This is a genomic window from Cloacibacterium caeni, from assembly GCF_907163105.1.
Classification (GTDB): domain Bacteria; phylum Bacteroidota; class Bacteroidia; order Flavobacteriales; family Weeksellaceae; genus Cloacibacterium; species Cloacibacterium caeni_A.
The window spans coordinates 138,863-163,722 of sequence record NZ_OU015321.1 but is presented as its reverse complement, the minus strand read 5'-3'; the positions used below and the strand labels follow the sequence as shown (position 1 = coordinate 163,722).

Sequence of the window (24,860 nt, the reverse complement as noted above, 5' to 3'; positions counted from 1 at the left end):
TTATGGGAAAGAAAAAATATAAAAAACAATTGCTAAAATCCTTGAAATCATTAGGGAAATCTGAACATTTACTTCTAGAAAGCATGACCAATCTAATGCTTTTAGGAGAACTCAAAAAAAATAATATTGAATTTAAAGATGGGGATACCTTTACCTTTAAAGACAACATCTTTGATTACAGCGAAGACAAAAACATCAGAAAAATGGCAAAACTTCGTCACAAGATGATGAAAACCATGAATAAACTAGTAGAGAAAAATAATTTCAAGGATAAGGAAATTAAGTTTTTAGGATAATTTTTGTATATTTGAATTATGCAAAAACCAAGAAAAATAGTTATTGACAAAAAGAAAACTCTTATCTCCATAAGAGGTTCTTTTGGTATTGAAAAGATTAAAATTTCTGACAAATTTGCGAGTGATGCTTACGAAAGAGTTATGAAAAAAATTAAAACAACTGCTCAATAACTTTTTTCATCGGTTCGTAATTTTTCATTGCTGAAGATTGAACTGCTATTACATATTGTTGAAATAATTCTTCATTCATTTTAGAAAAATCTAAAGGCTCCCATCCATTTTTTCTCAACATTAAATTAAGTAAAACCCTTGCAGTTCTACCATTTCCTTCTCTGAAAGGATGAATGTATAATAGTTCTGCATGAACTCTTGCTATATCCTCAATAAATAAAACAGAGTCTAATTTTACATATTCATTAAGCAATTTGTTTAAAATTTCCGTTTGAAACTCTTGCATTGATTGATCTAAAAATTTCGCTGCCGGAAACATAAAACCTTGTTTTGAAATATTGACTGTCCTGAAATTACCAGCAAAAGCATAAACATCTTTCAGCGCAAGAAAATGAATGTTTTTAATGTAATCAACATCAAATTTTGTCTTGTCAGAAAGTTGAGTAGTCAATAACAATTCTGCATACAAAAACCCTTCAAATTCTGCTTCTTGGATTTCTCGCAGAGAAATAGAATTTAATAAATTAGGAAGAATTTCTTCTTCGTTCGGATTTACAGAATATTTGCTCATTTTATTAAAACAAAGTTTTGGGTTGAGCCATTACAGGAACATGAATTTCTGTTCCGAATGCTTCGTTAATTTTCTCAATGAAATAAGCCGACAACAACGGTGAAGCCAATTCTACATTTTGATGTACAAAGAAATACAAGTTTTTCAAACCTTCTTCTTTCCATAGTTTAATGCGTTCTAACCAATCATCTAATCTTGCATAATCGCTGTCTGCATTAGCGCCTACATATCTTACAAAAGCAGTGTCTGAAGTGAGTCTCATATGTAACATATCTCTTCTACCTGCCGTATCTACGATGATATTCGCGATGTTATTTTCTTCTAAAAGTTCAGAGAATTTCTCAAAGTTTTCTTCTTCAAACCACTCTGCACTGCGTACTTCTATCGCCAGTGGAACTTCTTTTGGCCATTCTTTTACAAATTTTTCTACTCTATCAAAATCTTTAGGTTTGAAATTATCATGCAGTTGTAAGAACACCATTCCCAACTGGTCTCCGAAATTCAAAACTGAAGTTGCGTAATCCGTCACCACATCAGTTACATTAATCAGTCTTCTAAAATGCGAAACGGTATTGGTGATTTTTGGGAAAAACTTAAAATTAGGCGGTGTTTTTTCTTTCCATGTGAGTACTTGCTCTGGACTTGGCAAAGAGTAAAATGTAGCGTTCAACTCAATAGAATTGAATTGGGTAGCGTAGTATTTCAACTCGTCTTTGGTTCCTTTTGGGTAAAATCCTTTCAGGTCGGTTTTGTTCCATTTGGCACAACCGATGTAGATATTGAAATCGTTTCCTTTAGATTTTCCTAGAATTTCTTGGGTTTTAGGATGGTCTTTCGGAAGGGTGAAGTCTATTTGTGATGGGTCTGCTACTTGTCCGAATTTCATTTTTTTAATTTTTAGGGATTAGGAAAAAGGGATTGGTTTCAAAGGTAAAAATTTCTTGTAGATTCTAAAAAGAAAGTGAATTTATATTTCCCGCAGATTTCGCAGAGTTTTAACACAGAGAGCACAGAGTTTTTTCACAGAGAACACAAAGATTGCATTTTATGTTTATCGTTCCGTAGGAATATAAAAGAAGCTTATGATTTTATAGAGTTAAAAGTTTCTCACGAATTGCGCTAATTTTTTAACACAGAGAGCACAGAGTTTTTTCACAGAGAACACAAAGATTGGATTTTACGTTTATCGTTCCGTAGGAATCTAAAAGAATTTATGATTTTATAGAGTTAAAAGTTTCCCGCAGATTTCGCTGATTTTTTAACACAGAGAGCACAGAGAATTCACAGAGAACACAAAGATTGCATTTTATGTTTGTTTTTGCGAGGAGTAAAAGAGAATGAAGCCACGAAGTTGTCTGTTGTTTTTTTTTAATAAATTTTACTTTTGGCTCTCTCTGTTCACCGAACCACTTCGTTAGGTTTGGCTTGAACCAAAAGTAACAAAAGTTCAAGACTGGAAACTTCGGCTAAAATTTAATCATACATTCTAAAATCCCTGAAACTCTCTCGTCATTCTGACGAGTTCAAACAGCAGGAATTTTTTAACGAATATATGATTAAATTTCTTAACGCCTTCGTTCCCTAGGTCATTAAAAAAACCGCAGAAATTTCTGCGGTTTGTATATTGTAAATCAAAAATCGTCAATTGAATTACGCTTCACAAGAGCTACACGTTACAAAATTCACCATGAGTTCTTTAGAAACAGATTGTGAACGCTGGTAGTATAAGGTTTTTACCCCTAGTTTCCATGCTTCAATCATCAGATTGTTGACATCTTTAATCGCCAATGAAGCCGGGATATTCAGGTTCAATGATTGCGCTTGGTCTATATACTGTTGGCGTTGTCCCGCTTGTGTAATGATTTCCATTGGAGAAATTTCCTTGAAGGTTTTGAACACGTCTTTTTCGGTTTGGGTTAACTGTGTCATGTGTTGTACAGAACCGTGATTCAGCATGATTTCTCTCCAAACATCTTCATTGTCTAAGCCTTTTTCTTCGAGCAATTTTGCTAAATATTTGTTCTTTCTCATGAAATTTCCTTTTGCCAAACCTGCTTTGTAGTAATTCGATGCAAAAGGTTCAATTCCTGGGGAAGTTTGCCCTAAAATTGCTGATGAAGAAGTGGTAGGTGCGATTGCCATCGTAGTAGTATTGCGCATTCCGTAGCCTTTCAACATTTCTGGTTCGCCATAAATATTCGCCAATTCTTTTGATGCTTGAATAGATTGCTCTTGAATTTGTTTGAACGCTTTGGCGTTGAACATTTTCGCTTCCATACTTTCAAAAGGAATCATGTTTTTTTGCAAATAAGAGTGGTATCCTAAAACGCCCAAACCTAATGCTCTATGTCTCAAAGCAAATTTACGAGCTGAAGAAAGGTAATAGTTTCCTTCAGTTTTCTCAATAAATTCTGACAATACCGCATCTAAGAAATAGATGGCTAATTTCACTGCATCAGTATCTTTCCATTCGTCATACAATTCTAAATTCATAGAAGAAAGACAACAGATGAAACTTTCGTCTGCTGTAGAAGGTAACATGATTTCTGAACATAGGTTACTCGCATTGATTACCGCTCCAGAATCTTTGTATACTTGAGGTTTATTACGGTTGACATTATCGGTAAAGAAAATATATGGAAGTCCTTTTTTCTGACGAGATTCTAAAACTTTTGCCCAAACTTTACGTTTCTCCATATCTCCGTCTATCATGTCTTGCATCCAATAATCTGGAACGCAAACTCCCATAAATAAGTTCTGAATGGGGCTACCAATTTCTTTGATGTTTAAGAATTCTTCAATATCTCCGTGGTCAATGTCTAGGTATGCTGCAAAAGCTCCTCTTCTTACGCCTCCTTGAGAAACAACATCCATCGCGGTATCAAACAATTTCATGAAAGAAACCGCTCCTGAAGATTTACCATTATCAGTCACGGCTGTTCCTCTGTGACGCAGTTCACCAAAATAACCAGAAGTTCCTCCTCCGATTTTGGTCTGCATAATCACTTCTCCTAATTTATGGGTAATGCCTTCGATATGGTCTGGAACGTGAACATTAAAACAAGAAATAGGCAAACCTCGTTGAGTTCCCATATTTGCCCAAACTGGAGACGAAAAAGAAATCCAACCTTTGGTAATCATTTCCTTAAACGCAGGAATGAGTTCTGGTTTGTACAAGCGTTTTGCTGCCGCTGTAGTAATTCTGTCAATAGCGCCTTCTACGGTTTCTCCCTTCAAAAGGTAACCTCTGTTTAGCATTTGCTCAGACTCTTCATTTAACCACCAAATATCTGTATTTTGTTCTTCCATATTTTTTTTAAACTTTTCTTGTTTCTTTTTATATTTTTTGATGCTACCACTAGGTCATTCCTCTGGATTCTACCAATGGAGCGTTCCTCTGGAACTCTCTATAACCCAACATCAATTTATCTACCAACTTACCGTTCCTCTGGAACTTTTCTAATTCCAATAAAATTTTCTACAGCGATCTAATTCGCCAACTTTCACTTTGTTGATGTGTGTGAAAATTACATTGCTATCTGCTTCTTCAAATTGTAATGCTTTTTTAATACAATAATCTATTTTATAAGCTACTGCTATACAAACGGTTTGTTCTTTAACTTTTCCCATTCCCATGTAGATAAATTCTCCTAAATGGAAATTTTCTGATCTGGTAAACTGTACTTCATCAATAATTTCTGGCGTCATAATAGTGTTTTGTTTCGAAATTCGTGTTACGAGTTACTTATTCCTTTTATAAGATTGTCATTGCGAGGTACGAAGCAATCTCTTGATTTTTCTAAAAATTTAATTTTTAAGTTTTGGCTAAAGCCAAATTGATTTTTTCATTTTGAAAACGGGCTAAAGCCCGTTCCTATTGATTTTTTACATTCTCTATCTTGAAAACAATTGACGCTCGCTTCAGAAGATCAATCATTAAGCATTTTCACACTTATAAGAAGAATAGGCTCATCTTTTGGAGAATTTGAAAACCAAAACCTTTTAGTTATAATACCATTAAAGCTTAAGTGATTTTTATCAAGTTCATATTTAAAACTTTCCCTTTCTTCTGTATTATATGGCAAAAAATTTAGCACACAAATCTCATCACCAACTTTTGGTGATTCTGGAAAAACAACAGTAATATCTTCAGAATTAAACTGAACGTTTGTTGTATTAATTTTTACTTTTACCATTTATTTTATAAATAAAATTTAAAACAAATCGTTCGCAGTGATACTTTTATCGTGCTTGGTGTAATCTACTGGTCTTTTTGCAAAGAAGTCATCTAATGAATTGGCGAAAACTTCTTCCTCGAACCACATCATTGGTTTGTATTGTTCAGGTGTTACGTTGTAACGGGGTTTCATACCAATTTTTTTCAAAGAATCGTCTACTCTATATTTCATAAAGTTCAGCAAGTCTTCTTTTGAGAACATGTCTATCTCTCCCGCTTCGAAAATCCAGTCTAGAATTTTCGCTTCCAGTTCTACAGAACGGTCTACTAAACCATAGATATCTTCGATGTCTGCATCGGTCAATAATTCTGGTTGTTCTTCGCGGATTTTATTGATTAAATAGATTCCAGCATTGGCGTGAATTTGCTCATCTACAGAAGTCCATGCAATGATGTTCGATACATTTTTCATGTATCCTTTGAATCTTGTAAAAGATAAAATCGTCGCAAATTGACTGAATAGCGAAACGTTTTCTATTAAAATAGAGAATAATAACAGTGAAGAAACGTACTCTTTATGATTGGTAGATTTCGCATTGGCTAAAACCGTATTCAAATAGTCTATTCTCTCTCTGATGGCAGGAATTTCAATCACATTATTGAATTCATCATTATATCCTAATACTTCCAATAATCTAGAATAAGCCTCACTGTGACGGAATTCGCACTCTGCAAAGGTAGCACCTAAACCATTAAGCTCTGGTTTTGGCATGTGGTTGTATAGATTTCCCCAGAAAGTTTTTACAGAAACTTCAATTTGAGCAATCGCTAAAAGCGCATGCTTTACCGCATTTTGTTCGTAAGGCTGAAGATTAGAATGGAAATCTTGTACATCCGCAGTAAAATCTATTTCTGAGTGTACCCAAAAAGATTTATTAATAGCATCAACAAATTGTAGTACTTCCGGATATTCAAAAGGTTTATAACTGATACGTTTGTCAAAAATTCCCATAGCTTGTTGCTTTTTTTATTAATTATCTGATTAAGTCTGACTACAAAAATAGAAATTGAAGTTATAAATCAAAAATGAAAACACCTCATTCATGTTAAATTTTTGGTTTTTAGGGGCAAAAGTTTTCCACAATTACATAGAGGTTTGATGAATAAAGCCTTTGCGTGCACTTGGCACTTAAATAGGGCTTTTACAAGGTATTTTTAATTAAACAATTACACAGAATTTCATTATTTAAAGTATTTTACAATTAAACAAAAGATTTTAAAATTTTTGCTCTTTTTTTCTTGTAACAAGTTTCTAAAATTTACTACTTATTCCAAAAAAGCCCATGCTAGTCATCAAGGATTTACATAAGTCTTACGATATCGGTCATAATAAGTTGCACGTTTTGAAAGGAATTAACCTAGAAATCGGCGAAGGAGAGTTCGTTTCGATTATGGGAAGTTCTGGTTCTGGAAAGTCTACTTTACTGAATATCATTGGTATTTTAGATGAAAAAGACAGCGGAATCTATGAATTAGATGGCATTCCTATAGAACATCTCACCGAAACCAAAGCGGCAGAATACAGAAGTAAATTTTTGGGATTTGTTTTCCAATCGTTTAATTTAATTGGGTATAAAACGGCATTAGAAAATGTAGCACTTCCACTCTATTATCAAGATGTTCCTAGAAAAGAGAGAAACCAGCGCGCAATGGAATATTTAGAGAAAGTAGGTTTAGCACAATGGGCGAATCACTTGCCTAATGAACTTTCGGGTGGACAAAAACAGCGTGTAGCAATTGCAAGAGCTTTAATTACCAATCCTAAAGTGATTTTGGCGGATGAACCAACAGGAGCACTCGATTCTCAGACCACTCATGATATTATGAAACTGCTTCAAGATATTAATAATGAAGGGAAAACCATCATCGTAGTTACCCACGAACCAGATGTAGCAGCTCAAACCAAGAGAAATGTACATTTGAAAGATGGTGTCATTGAAACGGATGAGTATATACAGCAGGTGGTTTTGTAAGGTGGTGATAAGGTGATGAAGTTATGAGGTTATGAGATTATGAGGAGGAAAAAATACAGTAAGTGAATGGTGATTTTTTTCAACAAAGTTGAAAAATGAATGGTAAATTTTTTAAAAAATTGACAATTGACGACAAAGCAAATTGACTTTGTAAAGCAAAAAATTAAAGAAATAATATGTTTGATATAGACCGTTGGCAAGAAATTTTCAGTTCTATTCGCAGTAATGTATTGCGAACGGTGCTTTCTGGGTTTACCGTAGCGCTGGGTTTATATATTTTTATTGTTCTCTTTGGTATTGGAAAAGGATTGCAAAATGCTTTCCAAGAAGGATTTACCAGAGATGCACAGAATCTTATTTCCATTTTTACTGGAAAAACCACCATTGCTTATGAAGGCTTACAAGCTGACAGACAAGTAACCCTCAATAATAGTGACTATAATGCTATTGTAGATGCTCATCCTGAAAAAGTGCAGTATTCTACTCCACGATATTCTACCAACCTTAATGTAAAATATGGAAAAGAAAGTGGTTTCTACCAAATCAGCGGAGCTAATGATGAAGAAGTAAAAATAGAGAACCGACAATTACTCAACGGAAGATTTATCTCTCCAAAAGATATTGACGAAAAACAAAATGTAGCCGTAATCGGTAGAATGGTACAGCGTGACCTCATCAAAAATGGAGATCCTGTAGGAAAAGAACTCGAGATTAACGGTAGTGTTTTCAAAGTGATAGGCGTTTTTTCTGATGATGGTGGTGACTGGGACGAACGTATGATTTCCATCCCTATTTCTACGCTTCAGCAAATGAAAAAAGGTTCTGATACGGTGAGCACGGTTTACATTGCCTATGACGAAAAACTAAATCCTGAACAAGCCCTCGCTTATAGTGACCAACTGAAAAAGGAATTAAAAGCCAGAAAAAAAGTTTCTCCTGATGATGAAAATGCCGTGGTCGTAAGAAACAGAGCAGAAGGTTTGAAAGATTCTTTCCAATTTTTATTTGTCATTACCATGATTGTGGGGTTCATTGGTCTCGGAACTTTATTGGCAGGAATTATTGGGATTAGCAATATCATGGTTTATATCGTGAAAGAAAGAACTCAAGAAATTGGGGTAAGAAAAGCCATCGGTGCTAAACCGAGAACCATTGTGTCTTTGATTATTCAAGAAAGTATCGTGATTACCGTAATTTCTGGACTGATTGGCGTTGCTTTAGGCGTTTTGACTTTGAAATTAATTGGCAATAGTTTAGAAGAATATTTCATTAAAGACCCAAGTGTTGGTTGGCTATTGATTACCGTAGCATTTATCAGTTTGGTGATGTCTGGATTGCTTGCTGGATTTGTTCCTGCATACAGAGCGAGTAAAATAAAACCAATAGAAGCATTGAGAGCGGAGTAAAATTTGATAATGTGGTAATTTGAAAATTTGATAATGAAATAATCACTCGAATCTCGGAACACGAAACTCTAAACAAAAATTAGAAATGAACATCATATTCAAAATAGATACGTGGCAAGAAATTTATTATTCACTTAAAAATAATAAACTTCGTACTTTCCTCACCATGATTGGTGTAGGTTGGGGTATGTTTTTATTTGTTAGTTTATTGGGAGCTGCAAAAGGCATGGAAAACGGTTTTGACAAATTATTTTCTGGATTTGCGACCAATTCTATTTTTATGTGGGCACAGAATACTACTATTCCGTATAACGGTTTCCCAAAAGGCAGACAACTGAGTTTGCACCTTCCTGACATGGATTTATTGGAAAAGAAAATCCCACAGATTGATTACATTTCGCCTCAAAACTCCAGAGGAAATTTTGGAAATCCTGGTGAACAAATGAACCGCAACGGAAAATCTACCACGTATACCCTTACTGGAGATTACCCTGCAGGAAATAAAATTTCTGAAAAGAAATTAATCTTCGGAAGATATATCAATGATGCAGATGTTACTGCGAGTAAAAACGTAGTTGTCATCGGTGAAGAAATTTATAAAAACTTCTTTGACGCCAAAAAAAATGAAAATCCTATTGGGAAATCTATCAATATCAAAGGTATTTTCTTTAACGTTATCGGTGTTTATAAGGTAGCCAAAGCTGGTGGACCTATGGATAATGATACCACAGCGTACATTCCGCTTTCTACTTATACTAAAATGTACAATGATGGAGACAAAGTAGGCTTTTTTGCCATCGTGAGTAAACCAGAAGCCAATCTGGAAACCGTAGAAGAACAAGCCAAACTAGAACTTAAAAAGAAAAACAACGTTTCTCCTGAAGATACCAATGCTTTTGGAAGTTTCAACTTGGGGAAAATGTTCGGGAAAATGTATGGCTTTTTAACAGGAATGCAATTGCTCACCATTATTGTAGGAGCGCTAACCATTTTGGCGGGTGTGATTGCGATTTCTAACATTTTATTGATTACCGTAAAAGAAAGAACCAAAGAAATAGGCATCCGAAGAGCTTTGGGAGCGAAGCCTTCTGAAGTAAGAAACCAAATTTTGCTGGAAAGTGTGGTAATTACTTTGACTTCGGGATTATTAGGATTTATTTTCGGGATTTTCCTTTTGATGATTATCAATGCGATGACTCAGAACCAAGATGCTTTCCCTTTTTATAATCCTACGGTAAATTATTCACACGTTTTTGCAGCAATGGCGGTGATGACGATTTTAGGACTTCTCATCGGGATGATTCCTGCACAAAGAGCCGTGAAAATTAAACCAATAGAAGCTTTAAGAAGCGAATAATACATGTGAATTTGCCATTGTGATTTTTTTCTTTTGGAAAAGTGAATGGTGAATTAAAAAATAAATTAAACTTGATAACAATTAAATATTTCATATAAAATGAAAAACTTAACCTTCAAAAAAGTAGTTTATATTCTCTTAGGTTTGCTTTTTGCAGCTGGACTTCTGATGGGAATAAGTTACCTGATTAAATCTAATTCTCAAGAAAGCGAAGCTTTTCTCACCAGAAAACCATTCGTGCAAAATCTTGATGATAAAGTAATGGCTACTGGTAAAATAGTTCCGAGAGAAGAAGTAGAAATTAAGCCGAATATGTCTGGGATTATAGACAAAATCTTGGTAAAAGAAGGCGACCATGTTTCTGCAGGAGAACTTATTGCTACCCTTAAAATTGTGCCGAGCGTTCCTCAGGTAAATGCTGCTCAACAAGAAGTGCAAAATGCAAATCTTCAAATTAATAATGCTAAAATTAATTTGGCAAATCAGCAACAGCAATTTGCGATGCAACAGCGTTTGTACACTCAAGGCGTAATTTCTAAACAAGAATTTCTTACTGCTCAACAGCAATTGCAATCCATGCAAAATCAGTTGAAAAACGCTCAACAACAATTGCAAACCGCTCAGAAAAATCTACAAATCGCTAGAACTGGTGTTGCCGAAGGTTTACAAAGTCTTGCCACTACTCAAATTCGTTCTAAAGCCACGGGAACGGTACTCGAAGTTCCTGTAAAAGTTGGTTATCAGGTAATTGAAGCCAATCAGTTTAATGCTGGAACTACTATTTGTAGTGTTGCAGACCTTAACTCTCTTATTTTTGAAGGAAAAATAGACGAAGCTCAAGCTGGAAAAATTAAGGAAGGCATGGAGATGAACATCGTCATCGGTGCTTTACAAAATAAAACTTTCCCAGGAAGAGTAACCATGATTGCTCCAAAAGGAAAAGATGAAAACGGAACCATCAAATTCCCGATTGAAGGAGACGTTTTTAACCCTAATAATGAATACATTAGAGCAGGATTTTCTGCCAATGGCGAAATTGTATTGAGCTCTCAGAAAAACGCTTTACTTTTAGACGAAAGTCTTATTCAATATGAAAAACAAAATGGTAAAGATGTTCCTTTTGTAGAAGTAAAACAGAAAGACGGAAAATTCAAAAAAGTGACCGTAAAACTGGGTGCATCTGATGGAATTAATGTTCAAATTCTTTCGGGAATTACTAAAGATTCTGAAGTAAAAGTTTGGAACCCATCTGATAAAGACAAAGAAGAATTGAAAGAGAAGAAAAAATAAAAACCGCTTAATAGCATCAATGAAAATAAAGAACTTCTAGAAATCCTAGAAGTTCTTTTTTATTTTTTCCTTGTTAAAAGCACTACATTTAAGAACAAAAGCAATAGGGAAAGAGACACTAAAATGCTTTGGTTTACATTTTCTAGTTTATTCTTTTCAATCACTTTTTCGGCGATGTCTGATAGTTTTTGACTTTGGTTTAAAAAGGTTCTCACCTCTATTTTTTGGTCTTCTTCTTTGTTCTGAACGCTATGTTGAGAGAAGTAAACCAATTTATTTTTCACATTGTAAGCAGCCACCCAAAATTCATTAGAATTGCTCATTACAAAATAGTCTATTTGGTAATGATTGGTTCTTACTTTGCCTAAATGTTTAGTGAGGAATTTATTTTGGTCTTTGTCGATAACTTTTATGGCATAAATATCAAGCGGTTGGTTCACTCTGTTAATCACCTGAATCGACATGGATTTTTCTAAAAAATTACTGAAACTCTTTTGAAAAAACCAATATCCGAAAAATGCTAAACCTAAAATTACAATAAAAAATCTGATATTTTTAGCCCATCTCGCTCTGGCTCCTGTTTTAAATAAACTTAAAATAAGAGCTAGAATTAAGAGGAAAAGTAAAACAAAATTGAGACTATTCATTCTAACAAAGATATTGTTTTTGGTTGACTTTTGAAAAAATCAGAAATTCTACAGTTCCACATTCCATTCTTTATAAAATTCATCAAGAAATTGCAACATAAAATCGTGTCTTTCTGATGCGATTTTTTTTGCCGTTTCGGTGTTCATTAAATCTTTGAGCAACAACAATTTTTCATAAAAATGGTTGATGGTGGTTCCGTTTGATTTTTTGTACTCTTCTTTGTTCATGCCTAGATTCGGCTTGATTTCCGGATGATACATCAAATTATTTTTAAATCCCCCAAAATTGAATGTTCGAGCAATCCCAATTGCTCCAACCGCATCAAGACGGTCTGCATCTTGCACAATTTGCAATTCTAAAGGAGGATTTTCTGGTGCTTCCGCTCTATTTTTAAAGGAAATATTTTTAATGACAAACAACACTTGCTCTATTAATTCAGTATCTATATGAATTTCTTCGAGAAAATTTTGAGAAATTTTAAGTGCCAAAGTTTCATCACCATTATGAAATTTAGGGTCTGCAATATCGTGCAACAAAGCCGAAAGTTCTATTACTTCCAGATTTCCGCCTTCTTTTTCGGCAATTTTTTTAGAGAGTTTCCAGACGCGTTCTATGTGAAACCAATCGTGTCCTGCTTCTGCACCTTCTAGTTTTTCTTTAACAAAATTTATGGTAAGGGTGATGTGATTTTTCATGTTTCAAAACTACGAAAACCAATCGAAAACCATGCTCCAAAGTTTACTGTGTTTTGCTCTAAAAAAATTAATGTGACCTATTTCTTCTCCATTGCTTTCGTGAGGATGCACGATTCTGTAAATAGGCCTCATATTGACATACGTTTCGTTCATGAGTAATTTCATTCCCGTTTCTGTAATCCAATCATCATCTTGCATGTTGAGATATAAGACTTCTTGATGTAAATTTTTAGAGAAATTCTCCGTTTTTTCGAGTAATCGATTTACGGATTTTCGGTTCATGATAAGGGTTCGCCAATCATCTGAAACACCTTTGGGCAAAGATTCACCTAAATTCACAAAATACGTCTTGAAATACCCTTTTACCCGAGTTAGAACAGGCTGATACAAGCCAAAACCTAATAATCCCAATATTTTAATTCTTGGAGAAAGATGCCCAAAATAAGTATTTTGAGTGGCCACGAAACAGAATTTTTCAAAAATTGCTGAATCTTTATTCATTCCGAGGATTAAAGCACCTACAGAATGACCGATTAGAAATTTTCGGTGATGAGGATAATGCTCCTCTATAAAATCTGTAACAGCTTTATAATCTGTATTTCCCCAAGTTCTCATGCTCGCTTTAAAACCTTTGAGCTGGTCTGGTTTAGAAAGCGCCACTCCTCTGTAATCATAGGTAATTACCACAAAACCCAAATCTGCAAAATGCTGTGCAAAAGAGTAATACGTTTGTTGTTTCACGCCAGTTGCAGAATTCACCAACAGTAGTTTCCCATTCGCATTTTCTGGCTCAAAAAGCGTAGCAATAATGGGATATTGGTCTTGAGTATAGATGGTAATGGTATTATTCATAAGAGAAAATCTGTGGAAAATTCTGTTTCCAAAAATATCTAAAAAAAGAAGAGAATTCCAAAAATTTGAAATTCTCTGCATATTATTCTTTGGTTAAAATTACAAACCGAAATCTTTTAATTTGGGCAATCCTGTTTGAGAGCCTCTTTTTTGTGCTACTTTTAGCGAAACATCATTCCCGAATTTCACACAATCATCTACCTCATTTCCATGACATAACGCGATGGAAAAACCAGAAGTGAAAGCATCTCCCATTCCCATTTTATTGGGCATGTCTTCTGGGTCGTTCCTGTGATATTTCATCTCCGAACCATTGTGATAAATGGTAGAATTAGCATCATCTCTTACAAAAAGTTTATTGGGATATTTTCTTAAAATTTTTTCTCTAGATTCTTCCCCAAAAATGATGGAAAGTTCATTGCTTTTGGCCACGATAAAAGAGGCATAGTCTAAAATCTCTTCTGAAATTCTGGCAGCTGGAGAAGCATAAATTCCCAGTTTTTTGTTGTATTTTTTGGCAAATTCATACGTTTTTTCTACCACATTCATCGGAATTTCTAACTGAGTTAGCACTAAATCTGCTGTAGAAAAAAATCTTTCTGCGCTCTCTAAATGCTTTGGCTCTAGACAATAATTGGCAGAAGGAACTACTACGATGGCGTTTTTACCGTGCGCTGCAGTTACATAAGCCGTTCCTGTAGCGTGGTCTAAATCTTCGTGTACAAAACCTACATTTACATTTTCATCTACTAAATTTCTAAGAATTTGTTGACCATAAGGATCCATTCCTACGCAACCAATGAAAAATGTACTTGCACCTAATCTCGCTGTTCCTACTGCTTGATTGGCTCCTTTTCCTCCAAAAAAAGTTTCAGATTTTTGGGCGATTACCGTTTCATTGGGTTCTGGGTGAAATGATGTATTGAGGACTAAATCGATAGAAGAACTTCCTACAACTATAATTTTGGGCTGTTCTGCACTTACTTTCATTGAAGTTTAATTTTTAGAAATTTTGAAATAGGTTTAAAATTTCAGCGTTAGGTCTACAACAAAATTAGTCTTTTTTTGTTTCGATAAGAATAATTATTCAGATTTTATTTCAATAAACTCCGTTATAATTTTAACCGGTTGATTTTCTGCACCAAAACCAATATAGCTTGCATAGAAACCTTCTCCATATCCTGTTTCGAAAGCAAAAATATTTCCTGGTTTTCCTTCGTCTGGTTTTAGGAACGCAAATTGGTCAATCGCTCCATTTTCATCAAAGAAATGACTGTGGAAAAACTCTTCATAAATTCCCATAAAATCTGCTCCTTTTCTATGAAACAATCTATTTTCTAGATGATTAAGAGCATCCTGCGTTTCTGCATCCATAAAACAACCCATTCCCGATTCTACAGGATACCCGAAAACTTCTTCTCCTTGCAAATCTTCAATATGTTGACCTTCTGTAGTTGCCATTTTAAAGGTTGTTGCCTCCTCATTTTGAAACACTATTTCTACATAAGCAATACAATTGCTATCTCTTTCTTTGTGTACAAAAACAGGAAAATCACCTACAGGAAAATGAATCACAAATTCCTTCATGTCATGGGTAATCAATGGATCACAAGCGACTAACTTTCCGCTAGGAAGATGAATTTTTCCTGCCTCGAAAGTTTCTAGCATTGGATTTTCTACAAAATTTTTAGAAAAAAGTTTTGATATGTTTTCTAGGTGTGACATGACTTTTTAACTTATAAATTAGGTGAAAGTTTAAGGATTGTCAGGCTGAGCGGTGTCGAAGCCTTTTTTTATTTTATCTTTTTCAAAATTATTTGAATGAGTTTCATTTTACATATAGATAATTTTGGTAATAAATTCCAATTATCTTTAATAATGGCTTCTTTCTTTTTTCTACTCCAACCTTTGACTCGTTTTTCAAATGAAATGGCTTGTTCTACATCATTAAATTCAGTATAAAAAACTAATTCTACTGGTCTTCTGTTATGGGCATAGCTTTCAGGATAATAACCTGATTGGTGCTTTATAAGTCTTCCTTCTAAATCACTGGTAATCCCTGTATAATATGAATTATCAGAACATTTTAATATGTAGACAAAATATTGTTTCATATCTACAAGGCTTCGACTCCGCTCAGCCTGACAAAAATGAATCCTAAAATTTAAATTTTTAATTACAATGTTTTTAATTTTTCTTCTAAAATTGCAATTTTATCTTGCGCATCTTTTTGTTTTTTGCGCTCATTTTCTACTACTTGAGCAGGAGCACCAGCAACAAATTTTTCGTTAGATAGTTTCTTTTCTACCGAAATTAAGAATCCTTTTAAGTATTTTAGTTCTTCTTCTGTTTTTGCTTTTTCCTCTCCTAAATCAAGGTTTTCACTCAATGGAATGGAAACTTCTGTAGCTCCCACTAAGAAAGTGAAACATGGTTTATCTGTTTTATTTCCGAAATTAATTTCTGAAACATTTGCCAATTTCCTTACTACTGCTTCGTTTGCGAAATTTGTAACATTGGTAAATAATTCTACGGCTTCTCTAGGCGAAATTCCTTTGCTTTGACGGTAATTTCTAACGCCAGAAATCAATTCTTTAGCCGTTTCAAAGGCTTTTATATTTTCTTCACTGAAAGATTCTGCTTTTTTCTGTTGAGCAATCACCAAAGCTTCTTCTGCGCTTCTTTCTGAAATCGCCTGGTACAATTCTTCCGTTAAGAACGGCATGAAAGGATGTAGCAATCTCATTAATTCCTCAAAATAAGCGATGGTTTTATCATAAACTTCCTGAGAAATTCCTTCTCCATAATTTGGTTTAATCGCTTCTAAATACCAAGCACAGAAATCGTCCCAAATCAGTTTATAAATCAAATGCAAGGCATCAGAAATTCTGAATTTTGAGAATTGGTCATTGATTTCGGCAATGGTTTTATTCATTTGATTTCCGAACCATTCTATCGTTTGCAAATCTGCTTCATTTGCTGGTATGTCTTCTTTTTTCCAACCTTGGATTAAACGGAAAGCGTTCCAGATTTTAGTCGCGAAGTTTCTTCCTTGCAACATTAAATCTTCATCAAAAAGAAGGTCATTTCCAGCTGCTGAACTCAATAAAATCCCTACTCTTACTCCATCTGCGCCATATTTTTCAATCAATTCTATTGGGTCTGGAGAGTTTCCGAGTGATTTAGACATTTTTCTGCGTTGTTTATCCCTTACAATTCCTGTAAAATATACATTTTTAAAAGGAACTTCGCCTTTAAATTCTAATCCTGCCATAATCATTCTGGCTACCCAGAAGAAAATAATATCTGGACCTGTTACCAAATCAGAAGTCGGATAATAATACTTGATGTCTTCATTGTTTTCGTCTAACATTCCATCAAAAACGGACATCGGCCATAACCAAGAAGAGAACCATGTATCTAGAGCATCTTCGTCTTGTTTTAAGTTGTCAGTTGTTAGTTGTTGGTTGTTGGTTTTTTCTTTGGCTAAAACCAAAGCTTCTTCTACATTTTCTGCAACTACATAATCCTCACTTCCTTCACCATAATAATACGCTGGAATTTGTTGACCCCACCAAAGTTGACGAGAAATATTCCAATCGCGGATGTTTTCCATCCAATGTCTGTATGTATTTTTAAATTTTTCTGGGTGGAATTTCACCTCATCATTCATTACTACATCCAAAGCTGGTTTCGCAATTTCAGACATTTTCAAGAACCATTGTTGAGAAATTTTTGGCTCTATTACAGCTCCAGTTCTCTCAGAAGTTCCAACTTTATTTACATAATCTTCGGCTTTTACCAAAAGATTATTTTCTTCTAATTCTTTAGCAATCAGTTTTCTAACCTCGAATCTATCTTTTCCGTTGTAATGCAATCCGTGTTCATTCAGTTTACCATCATCATCTAATGCATCAATCATTGGCAAATTATGTTTTTGCCCGATTTCGTAGTCGTTAATATCATGCGCAGGAGTGATTTTCAACGCTCCAGTTCCGAATTCCATGTCTACATATTCATCTTCAATAATTGGAATGACTCTATTTACAATCGGAACGATTACGTTTTTGCCTTTCAGATGAGCATATTTTTCATCATTTGGATTTACACAAACCGCTACGTCCCCGAAAATGGTTTCTGGACGAGTGGTAGCCACAGAAATAAACTCTTCAGAACCTTCAATTTTATATTTAAGGTACCAAAGTTTCCCGTTGAGTTCTTTGTAAATTACTTCTTCATCAGAAATATTGGTTTTGGCTTCTGGATCCCAGTTCACCATTCTATAACCTCTGTAAATCAAACCTTTATTGTATAAATCAACGAAAGATTTGATGACTTGAGCAGACAATTTCGGTTCCATTGTGAAACGCGTTCTGTCCCAATCACAAGAACAACCTAATTTCTTTAACTGTTCAAGTATTGTTCCGCCATATTTATGCGTCCAATCCCAAGCGTGAACTAAAAATTCATCTCGGGTAATATCAGATTTATTAATTCCTTCCGATTTCAGTTTTGCCACCACTTTAGCTTCAGTAGCAATAGAAGCGTGGTCTGTTCCCGGAACCCAAAGTGCATTAAATCCTTGCATTCTGGCTCTTCTGACCAAAACATCTTGAATGGTATTGTTTAACATGTGTCCCATGTGAAGAATTCCCGTCACGTTTGGTGGCGGAATTACAATCGTGTAAGGAGGTCTGTTATCTGGAGTAGAATGAAAATAATTGTTTTCTAACCAGTAATTGTACCATTTCTGTTCTGTTTCCTGAGGATTATATTTTTCTGAAATTTGCATAAAATTTTAAATAAAAATGAGTTTGGCTTGTAATTTGCAAAAATACGATAAAATGTGAATTTTTAAATGGTTAAAGCTCTTCTTTTTGAGAATTTTGGAATATGAATCAGACAAAGTAAAATAAAAAGAAGAATTTGGATTTAATTACAGAATTTATTTATAATTTTGAACTTTAATTTACAACAAAAAACTTTCTAAATATGAAAAAATTTATGGGCGGTTTGTTGCTTATCGGAGGTTTTGTTTTCTCTTCTGCACAAACTATTTCTTTTGAAAAAACAACTATTGATTACGGTACTGTTCCTGTGAATGCAGATGGAAACAGAGTTTTTACTTTTAAAAATACTGGTAACAAGCCTTTGATCCTTTCTAACGTACAGCCAGGCTGTGGTTGCACCGCTTCTGAATGGCCAAAAGAACCAGTATTGCCAGGTAAATCTGCACAGATTAAAGTTCATTACAACACTGCAAATGCTGCCCCTTTCAAAAAATCTATCGATGTATTTTCTAACGACCCCGTAAACGGAAGAGTGGTTCTATACATCCAAGGAACGGTAGATGCAAATGCTAAAACTGAAGAAAAAACTTTAGCTCCAAAAAAATAATTCTTTTTAAAATTATTATACAAAAACCGACTTTAACCAGTCGGTTTTTTTTTATTATCTTTAGTTGAACAAAATTTTTCAAAAAATGGACACCAATTTCACCGATAACTTTCTTGTAAAAGAAAATCAAAAATTTAATCTCAAAGATTTCAACACCGATTATAAAGGCGAACTGACCAAAGAAGAAAGTCAAAAAATGCTCGATGCAGAGAAGAAAAAACTCTACGAACTTCAAGAAAAGCTTTACGCAGATGGCAGTCAATCACTTTTGGTAGTGATACAAGCGATGGATGCTGCCGGAAAAGACAGTTTGATAGAGCATGTTTTCGGTGGAGTAAATCCGCAAGGTTGCGAAGTGACCAGTTTTAAAACGCCAACTTCTAAAGAATACAGTCATGATTTTATCTGGAGGCATTATTTGGCTTTACCAGAAAAAGGGAAAATAGGCATTTTTAACCGCAGTCATTACGAAAGTGTTTTGGTGTGTAAAGTCCACCCTGAATATAATCTAAGCGAAAAAGTTTGGAAATCTACTGACGAAATTGATGAAAAATTCTGGAAAAATAGATACGAAAGCATCAAAGATTTTGAAAAACATCTAGCTAGAAATGGAACAAAAATTGTGAAAATTTTCCTTCACGTATCCAAAGAAGAGCAGAAAAAACGTTTCCTAGACCGAATTGCTGAACAAGAAAAAAACTGGAAATTTTCTATTGGCGACTTAAAAGAACGTGCTGTTTTCGACCAATATATGAAGGCTTACGAAGAAGCCATTTCTGAAACCAGTAAAGAACATGCGCCTTGGTTTGTGATTCCTGCTGACCAAAAATGGTTTGCAAGAGTGGCCGCTGTACAAATTATTATAGAAACGCTAGAAAAAATGAATCTGCAATATCCTACACTTTCAGAAGAAGAGAGAGCGGGATTGGATGATGCGAAAAAGCAGTTGGAAAGCGAATAAAAAACCACGAGAAAAACGATAAGCCGGATTCTGTTTCCCGATGAAACGGGACGCTTGTTATTTATCTACGGTTTACATTACTGCAAACCTTGAGCTGGTTACCCCTCGATTTTCGGAGCGAGCTACTCCTATTTTTAGATTGCTCTAAAAAGCATCGATATACTTACCATTGCATCGCATAGAGTTTACCTGGTTTCACTACAGCCGAACTGTACTTGCTTTCTGTTGCACTTGTCCTCGTCTCACGACGGAAGGCTGTTAACCTTTATGCTGCTCTGTGATGTCCGGACTTTCCTACCCCAATTTCTTGGAATCAACAAGCTGTTTTTCTCGTGGAGTGCAAAGATACGGAAATTTTGAATGTTAGATGTCAGATGTCAGATGTCAGATGTTAGAGGTTAGAGGTTGGATGTTGTGGAATGTATTTTTATTATTCTGAACCCTTTCTGCGTTTTACAGATTCCTCAAAAAACGCAGAAAGGGTTGGTTGTATTTTTCACTGAAAGTTATTTTAAAAAAAATTGGTTTCTAAAAATCCCTAAACTTGCGCCCCGAGTTGAGCGGAGCTCTTTTTGTTTTTTAGATTCTTCGACTCCGCTCAGAATGACAAAAAACAAAAAAGCGGGAGCGGAACGAAGAATTTGGCGCCCAAGAAAAAAATTACGTTTTGCCATCCATTAATGAGCGCATTTTCTTATCTTCGTTCTTTAATTTCTAAAAAATTGGATTCTAAACAAAAAGAATTTTCTAAGTTGGTAAAGGAAAATCAGGGGCTTATTATAAAAGTCTCCAGATTATATACCAATTCTCTGGAAGATGAACAGGATCTTTTTCAAGAAATTGTGTTACAACTTTGGCGCAGTTACGACTCATTCAAAGGACAGTCCAAAATTTCTACTTGGATGTACAGAGTAGCGCTTAATACGGCAATTACGCTTTTCCGAAAGAAAACGAAATCTCCTCAAACTGATGAGTTGATGGATTTTCACCACAGAGATTATATGGAAGATGATGACGAAAAGCAACAACAAATCACTCTGCTTTATAAGGTGATTAAAATGCTCCCAAAAGTAGAACGTGCAATTGTGATGATGTATTTAGACGATTTACCTTACCGTGATATTGCAGAAAATTTAGGGATTACAGAAGTAAATGCCCGTGTAAAAATGAACAGACTCAAAAAAACACTTAAAGAATTGATGACTCAACATGCTTAATGAAGATTTCAATATAGACCAATTTAAAAAATCCTGGCAGGAACAACCCATTTCTGATGTGTATAACATGTCTGAAATAGAAGGAATGCTCAACAAAAAATCTACCAACTATGTAAAATATATTTTCTGGATTAGTTTGGCAGAATTTTTATTTTTCGCCATCGTTGGGATTTGTACGATTTTTTCTACCCAAAGAAGCAATAGTTTTACTAATATTTTAGAAAAACTAGGCGTACAAATGAATGATGATGTAGAAATGAATTTTGAGCATCTTTATTTTGCCTTGAAAGTCTTTAGTTTACTGATTACCGCGATTTTTGTTTTTCTTTTTTACAGAAATTATCTGAAAATTAAGGTAGAATGCAATTTGAAAAATTTTATTCTCCAAATTATCAAGTTCAAAAGAACCGTTAACCTATTTATCTTCACCAATATTGGTTTATTGATTGTTTTTTCGGGTATTATTACTTATTTCATTATGAATGTGTTGCAAGCTCAAAACATTCATTTAAACCAAGCCACTTTAATAGGATTTATTACAGGAATTGTGATAAGCATTGGTTTAGGCGTTCTCCTGATTTGGCTGTATTACAGAATAGTTTACGGAATTATTATGGGCAGACTGAGCAGAAATCTAGAGCAATTGCAAAAAATAGAACAAGAACAATAAACAACAAAAAACCTTCAGAATTCTGAAGGTTTTTTTTATTATAATTCTTTTCTCAATCTCGCGACTGGAATATTGAGTTGTTCTCTGTATTTTGCGATGGTTCTTCTGGCAATGTTGTATCCTTTTTCTTTCAAAACATCTACCAAAGCATCGTCTGTCAATGGTTTTCTCTTGTCTTCGTGACTGATGACTTCTTGCAAGTGGTTTTTAATTTCCTTGGTCGAAACTTCTTCGCCATCATCATTCGTCAATGAATCTGAGAATAAATTTTTAAGCAAAATAATTCCACTTGGTGTGTCTGCATACTTGCTTTTTACCACTCTAGAAATGGTAGAAATATCAAATCCTGTGATATCTGCTACATCTTTCAGAATCATCGGTTTGATGCTTTTTTCATCTCCCGTTAAGAAATATTCTTTCTGTAATTTCACAATTGCAGAAATGGTTTGCATTAGCGTATTTTGTCTCTGGTTAATGGCATCTATGTACCATTTTGCAGCATCTAACTTTTGTTTGATGAAAAGTGCGGCTTGTTTATGTTCCGCAGAGTTTTTATCATGAGAATAGGTGCTTAAAATTTCTTTGTATTCCTCAGAAACTCTAAGTGTAGGTGCATTTCTACTGTTCAGAAGCGGTAAAACTTGTCCATCTTTTATTTGAATCACAAAATCTGGAATAATTTCTTGATTGATGGTGATGGTTTGTGTATCAAAATTCCCGCCTACTTTTGGAGACAATTTAGAAATCACTTCCAGTGCATCTTTTAAATCTTCCTCTTCTATATCATATTTATTGATGATTTTGCCGTAATGTTTATTGGTTAAAGCATCAAACTGATGTCTTAAAATATTACCCGCTAAAATCACCGATTGATCTCTGCTTACTTTTTTCTCAATTTGCAATAAAAGACATTCTTGTAAATCTCTCGCTCCTACTCCAGCTGGATCAAGTTTTTGAACATAATTTTCTAGAATTTCCTTTACTTTTTCTTGAGTGGTATAAATCCCTTGCGAAAAAGCCAAATCATCTACAATAGCTTTAATCTCACGTCTCAAATACCCATCATTATCTAGATTTCCTATGATATACTCTGCAATTTTCAGGTCTTCATCGTCTATACTAGACAAGTGAATTTGCTCCATCAAATAATCATACAAAGACTGTCCTTCTGTTAATAAACTTTCGTTATCAAAATCTTCGTCATCTGCAGAATAATTGCTAGAAGCGGTTTTATAAGAAGGCTCATCATCATACAAATATTCATCTACATCAAAATCAGTATCTATGCTTTCGCTTCCTTCACTCTCGTAATCAGAATCTAGACTCGAAAAATCTTCATCTTCATCTTCTGTTACTTTTTCTAAGGCAGGATTTTCTTCTAACTCACGCTCTAACTCTTCCTGAAATTCAAGCGTATGAAGCTGTATCAACTTCATCAACTGAATTTGCTGAGGAGCTAATTTTTGTCCTAATTTTATTTGTAGGTTTTGTTTGAGCATTGTTTATTATTTAGAAATTCAAAAATAAGTTTTTTGATTTCAGATTTTGTTACATTTTAATTTCAAAATTTTATGAAATTCTATTTAGAATTCAGCGTTTTTAGGAGTTCTAGGGAAAGGAATCACGTCTCTAATATTGGTCATTCCTGTTACGAAAAGAATTAATCTTTCTAGACCTAAACCGAAACCAGCATGCGGAACAGAACCAAATTTTCTAGTATCTAAATACCACCATAATTCATGTTCATCTACGTGCATTTCTTGCATTTTGGTTTTCAAAACATCTAATCTTTCCTCTCTTTGTGAACCACCAATGATTTCTCCAATTCCAGGGAAAAGAACATCCATTGCAGCTACGGTTTTTCCATCTTCATTTAATCTCATGTAGAATGCCTTGATTTCTTTAGGATAATCAAATAAAACGACTGGAGACTCGAAGTGTTTTTCTACCAAATAACGCTCGTGTTCTGATTGTAAATCTGCGCCCCATTCTTCAATTGGGAACTGGAATTTTCCTTTTTTATTTTCTTTAGAATTCAATAGAATTTCGATGGCTTCAGAATAAGAAACTCTCATGAAACGTTTTTTGATTACGTTTTCTAGTTTCTCTATTAAGCCTTCTTTTGCTCTATCTTTTTCTGGTTTCTGTTTTTGTTCTTCAGCAAATCTTTGGTCTAAAAACTTCAAATCATCCTTGCAATTTTCTAAAACATAGCCAATTACATATTTCAAGAAATTTTCAGCCAAATCGATATTGTCTTCCAAATTATTGAAAGCCACTTCTGGTTCTACCATCCAGAATTCGGCAAGGTGACGAGTAGTATTAGAATTTTCCGCACGGAAAGTCGGCCCAAAAGTATACACTCTACCTAATCCCATTGCTGCAGTTTCAGCTTCTAACTGACCAGAAACCGTCAAGTTGGTTTTTTTGCCAAAGAAATCTTGCGCAAAATCAATGTCACCGTTTTCATCTCTTGGAATTTGGTTTAAATCAAAATTCGTCACTCCAAACATTTCACCAGCACCTTCTGCATCGGCACCTGTGATGATTGGCGTGTTCATATAGAAGAAATGATTTTGGTTAAAGAACTGGTGAATCGCAAAACTTACCGCACTTCTCACTCTGAAAACCGCTCCGAAAAGATTGGTTCTGAATCTTAGATGCGCCTGCTCACGAAGAACTTCCAAAGAGTGTTTTTTCGGTTGAAGAACGGTTTTTTCCATTTCTTCAGAAAAATTATCACCAAGAATTGTAATTTTCTTCGCGATGATTTCTATATCTTGACCTTTTCCTTCACTTTCTACTACCTCACCAGTGATTTTAAGCGAAGAAGCAGTTTTAATATTTTTGATGATTTCTTCGTCGAAATTTTCGAAATCTACTACAATCTGTATGTTGTTTATCGTAGAACCGTCATTCAACGCGATGAAACGGTTAGAACGGAATGCTCTCACCCAACCTTGAATGGTAATATCGTGATGTAAAAGTTTTTTATAATCTCCTAAAATTTCTTTAATGGTCTTCTTACTCATGACTTCATAATTATTCAGCAAAAATAAGAAATTTTGGCGTAATTTTTGATGTAACGCGGAGATTTTTACGGTTTTAAAAATTAGTTT

24 protein-coding genes and 1 other RNA gene are annotated in these 24,860 nt (G+C 34.5%); 9 read left to right on the top strand and 16 right to left on the bottom strand.

Features of this window, described 5'->3' with window-relative positions; genetic code table 11:
* The first annotated feature begins 2 nt into the window (after positions 1–2).
* On the top strand, positions 3–296 hold the full coding sequence (locus KKQ76_RS00810; protein ID WP_213195396.1) for a hypothetical protein: 294 nt from the start codon (positions 3–5) through the stop codon (positions 294–296).
* A 151-nt stretch (positions 297–447) separates the two neighbouring features.
* On the opposite strand, the gene KKQ76_RS00805 is transcribed toward KKQ76_RS00810, so the two are convergent.
* From KKQ76_RS00805 to KKQ76_RS00780, 6 genes are all read right to left on the bottom strand, one after another.
* A complete protein-coding gene (locus tag KKQ76_RS00805; protein WP_213195395.1) occupies positions 448–1,038 on the bottom strand; it encodes a Fic/DOC family protein in 591 nt (196 codons plus the stop codon).
* Positions 1,039–1,042: 4 nt separating this feature from the next.
* Complete coding sequence (locus KKQ76_RS00800) at positions 1,043–1,924, bottom strand: DUF72 domain-containing protein (protein ID WP_213195394.1); 882 nt, start codon at positions 1,922–1,924, stop codon at positions 1,043–1,045.
* 764 nt (positions 1,925–2,688) lie between these two features.
* Complete coding sequence (locus KKQ76_RS00795) at positions 2,689–4,389, bottom strand: ribonucleoside-diphosphate reductase subunit alpha (protein ID WP_262897646.1); 1,701 nt, start codon at positions 4,387–4,389, stop codon at positions 2,689–2,691.
* A gap of 108 nt (positions 4,390–4,497) precedes the next feature.
* On the bottom strand, positions 4,498–4,746 hold the full coding sequence (locus tag KKQ76_RS00790) for a hypothetical protein (protein ID WP_213195392.1): 249 nt from the start codon (positions 4,744–4,746) through the stop codon (positions 4,498–4,500).
* Between the two features lie 221 nt (positions 4,747–4,967).
* Positions 4,968–5,234 (bottom strand): hypothetical protein, encoded by a 267-nt coding sequence (locus tag KKQ76_RS00785; RefSeq protein ID WP_213195391.1) that lies wholly within the window; start codon positions 5,232–5,234, stop codon positions 4,968–4,970.
* 18 nt (positions 5,235–5,252) lie between these two features.
* Positions 5,253–6,227 carry a ribonucleotide-diphosphate reductase subunit beta gene (locus tag KKQ76_RS00780; RefSeq protein WP_213195390.1) on the bottom strand — a complete coding sequence of 325 codons (975 nt, stop codon included), beginning with the start codon at positions 6,225–6,227 and terminating at the stop codon, positions 5,253–5,255.
* 331 nt (positions 6,228–6,558) lie between these two features.
* On the opposite strand from KKQ76_RS00780, the gene KKQ76_RS00775 reads away from it, so the two are divergent.
* The 4 genes from KKQ76_RS00775 (at position 6,559) to KKQ76_RS00760 (ending at position 11,301) form a co-directional block, all read left to right on the top strand.
* Positions 6,559–7,248, top strand: coding sequence for an ABC transporter ATP-binding protein (locus tag KKQ76_RS00775; protein WP_213195389.1), 690 nt, complete (start codon positions 6,559–6,561; stop codon positions 7,246–7,248).
* 176 nt (positions 7,249–7,424) lie between these two features.
* Positions 7,425–8,654: an ABC transporter permease gene (locus tag KKQ76_RS00770; protein ID WP_213195388.1), complete on the top strand. Its 1,230-nt coding sequence runs from the start codon at positions 7,425–7,427 to the stop codon at positions 8,652–8,654.
* Positions 8,655–8,739: 85 nt separating this feature from the next.
* A complete protein-coding gene (locus KKQ76_RS00765) occupies positions 8,740–10,011 on the top strand; it encodes an ABC transporter permease (RefSeq protein WP_069798891.1) in 1,272 nt (423 codons plus the stop codon).
* Between the two features lie 99 nt (positions 10,012–10,110).
* Complete coding sequence (locus KKQ76_RS00760; RefSeq protein WP_213195387.1) at positions 10,111–11,301, top strand: efflux RND transporter periplasmic adaptor subunit; 1,191 nt, start codon at positions 10,111–10,113, stop codon at positions 11,299–11,301.
* Positions 11,302–11,360: 59 nt separating this feature from the next.
* On the opposite strand, the gene KKQ76_RS00755 is transcribed toward KKQ76_RS00760, so the two are convergent.
* The 7 genes from KKQ76_RS00755 to KKQ76_RS00725 all read right to left on the bottom strand — a co-directional run bounded on the left by KKQ76_RS00755 (position 11,361) and on the right by KKQ76_RS00725 (position 18,288).
* Positions 11,361–11,948, bottom strand: a complete 588-nt coding sequence (locus tag KKQ76_RS00755) for a hypothetical protein (protein ID WP_213195386.1) — start codon at positions 11,946–11,948, stop codon at positions 11,361–11,363.
* Positions 11,949–11,996: 48 nt separating this feature from the next.
* Positions 11,997–12,644: an HD domain-containing protein gene (locus tag KKQ76_RS00750; RefSeq protein WP_213195385.1), complete on the bottom strand. Its 648-nt coding sequence runs from the start codon at positions 12,642–12,644 to the stop codon at positions 11,997–11,999.
* 9 nt (positions 12,645–12,653) lie between these two features.
* Positions 12,654–13,496: an alpha/beta hydrolase family protein gene (locus KKQ76_RS00745; RefSeq protein ID WP_213195384.1), complete on the bottom strand. Its 843-nt coding sequence runs from the start codon at positions 13,494–13,496 to the stop codon at positions 12,654–12,656.
* Positions 13,497–13,595: 99 nt separating this feature from the next.
* Positions 13,596–14,486, bottom strand: coding sequence for a ribokinase (locus KKQ76_RS00740; RefSeq protein WP_213195383.1), 891 nt, complete (start codon positions 14,484–14,486; stop codon positions 13,596–13,598).
* A gap of 93 nt (positions 14,487–14,579) precedes the next feature.
* Positions 14,580–15,221 carry a DUF4241 domain-containing protein gene (locus KKQ76_RS00735; RefSeq protein ID WP_213195382.1) on the bottom strand — a complete coding sequence of 214 codons (642 nt, stop codon included), beginning with the start codon at positions 15,219–15,221 and terminating at the stop codon, positions 14,580–14,582.
* A gap of 68 nt (positions 15,222–15,289) precedes the next feature.
* The gene (locus KKQ76_RS00730; protein WP_213195381.1) at positions 15,290–15,610 is read right to left on the bottom strand and encodes a GIY-YIG nuclease family protein; all 321 of its coding nucleotides are present in this window, start codon (positions 15,608–15,610) and stop codon (positions 15,290–15,292) included.
* Between the two features lie 62 nt (positions 15,611–15,672).
* The gene (locus KKQ76_RS00725) at positions 15,673–18,288 is read right to left on the bottom strand and encodes a valine--tRNA ligase (protein ID WP_213195380.1); all 2,616 of its coding nucleotides are present in this window, start codon (positions 18,286–18,288) and stop codon (positions 15,673–15,675) included.
* A 200-nt stretch (positions 18,289–18,488) separates the two neighbouring features.
* On the opposite strand from KKQ76_RS00725, the gene KKQ76_RS00720 reads away from it, so the two are divergent.
* Both KKQ76_RS00720 and KKQ76_RS00715 read left to right on the top strand, forming a co-directional pair.
* On the top strand, positions 18,489–18,893 hold the full coding sequence (locus KKQ76_RS00720) for a DUF1573 domain-containing protein (protein WP_213195379.1): 405 nt from the start codon (positions 18,489–18,491) through the stop codon (positions 18,891–18,893).
* 85 nt (positions 18,894–18,978) lie between these two features.
* The gene (locus tag KKQ76_RS00715) at positions 18,979–19,854 is read left to right on the top strand and encodes a polyphosphate kinase 2 family protein (protein WP_213195378.1); all 876 of its coding nucleotides are present in this window, start codon (positions 18,979–18,981) and stop codon (positions 19,852–19,854) included.
* A gap of 3 nt (positions 19,855–19,857) precedes the next feature.
* On the opposite strand, the gene rnpB is transcribed toward KKQ76_RS00715, so the two are convergent.
* Positions 19,858–20,187: RNase P RNA component class A (rnpB, locus tag KKQ76_RS00710), an RNA gene on the bottom strand.
* A 389-nt stretch (positions 20,188–20,576) separates the two neighbouring features.
* On the opposite strand from rnpB, the gene KKQ76_RS00705 reads away from it, so the two are divergent.
* The gene (locus KKQ76_RS00705) at positions 20,577–21,071 is read left to right on the top strand and encodes an RNA polymerase sigma factor (protein WP_213195377.1); all 495 of its coding nucleotides are present in this window, start codon (positions 20,577–20,579) and stop codon (positions 21,069–21,071) included.
* Positions 21,064–21,741 carry a beta-carotene 15,15'-monooxygenase gene (locus tag KKQ76_RS00700; RefSeq protein ID WP_213195376.1) on the top strand — a complete coding sequence of 226 codons (678 nt, stop codon included), beginning with the start codon at positions 21,064–21,066 and terminating at the stop codon, positions 21,739–21,741. The genes KKQ76_RS00705 and KKQ76_RS00700 overlap by 8 nt, the downstream gene beginning before the upstream one ends.
* 38 nt (positions 21,742–21,779) lie before the next feature.
* Here KKQ76_RS00700 and rpoN read toward each other — a convergent pair whose 3' ends face one another.
* Together rpoN and asnS are read right to left on the bottom strand one after the other, a co-directional pair.
* On the bottom strand, positions 21,780–23,240 hold the full coding sequence (gene rpoN, locus KKQ76_RS00695) for an RNA polymerase factor sigma-54 (RefSeq protein WP_213195375.1): 1,461 nt from the start codon (positions 23,238–23,240) through the stop codon (positions 21,780–21,782).
* 84 nt (positions 23,241–23,324) lie between these two features.
* Positions 23,325–24,773, bottom strand: coding sequence for an asparagine--tRNA ligase (gene asnS / locus KKQ76_RS00690; protein WP_069798866.1), 1,449 nt, complete (start codon positions 24,771–24,773; stop codon positions 23,325–23,327).
* Positions 24,774–24,860: the final 87 nt, after the last annotated feature.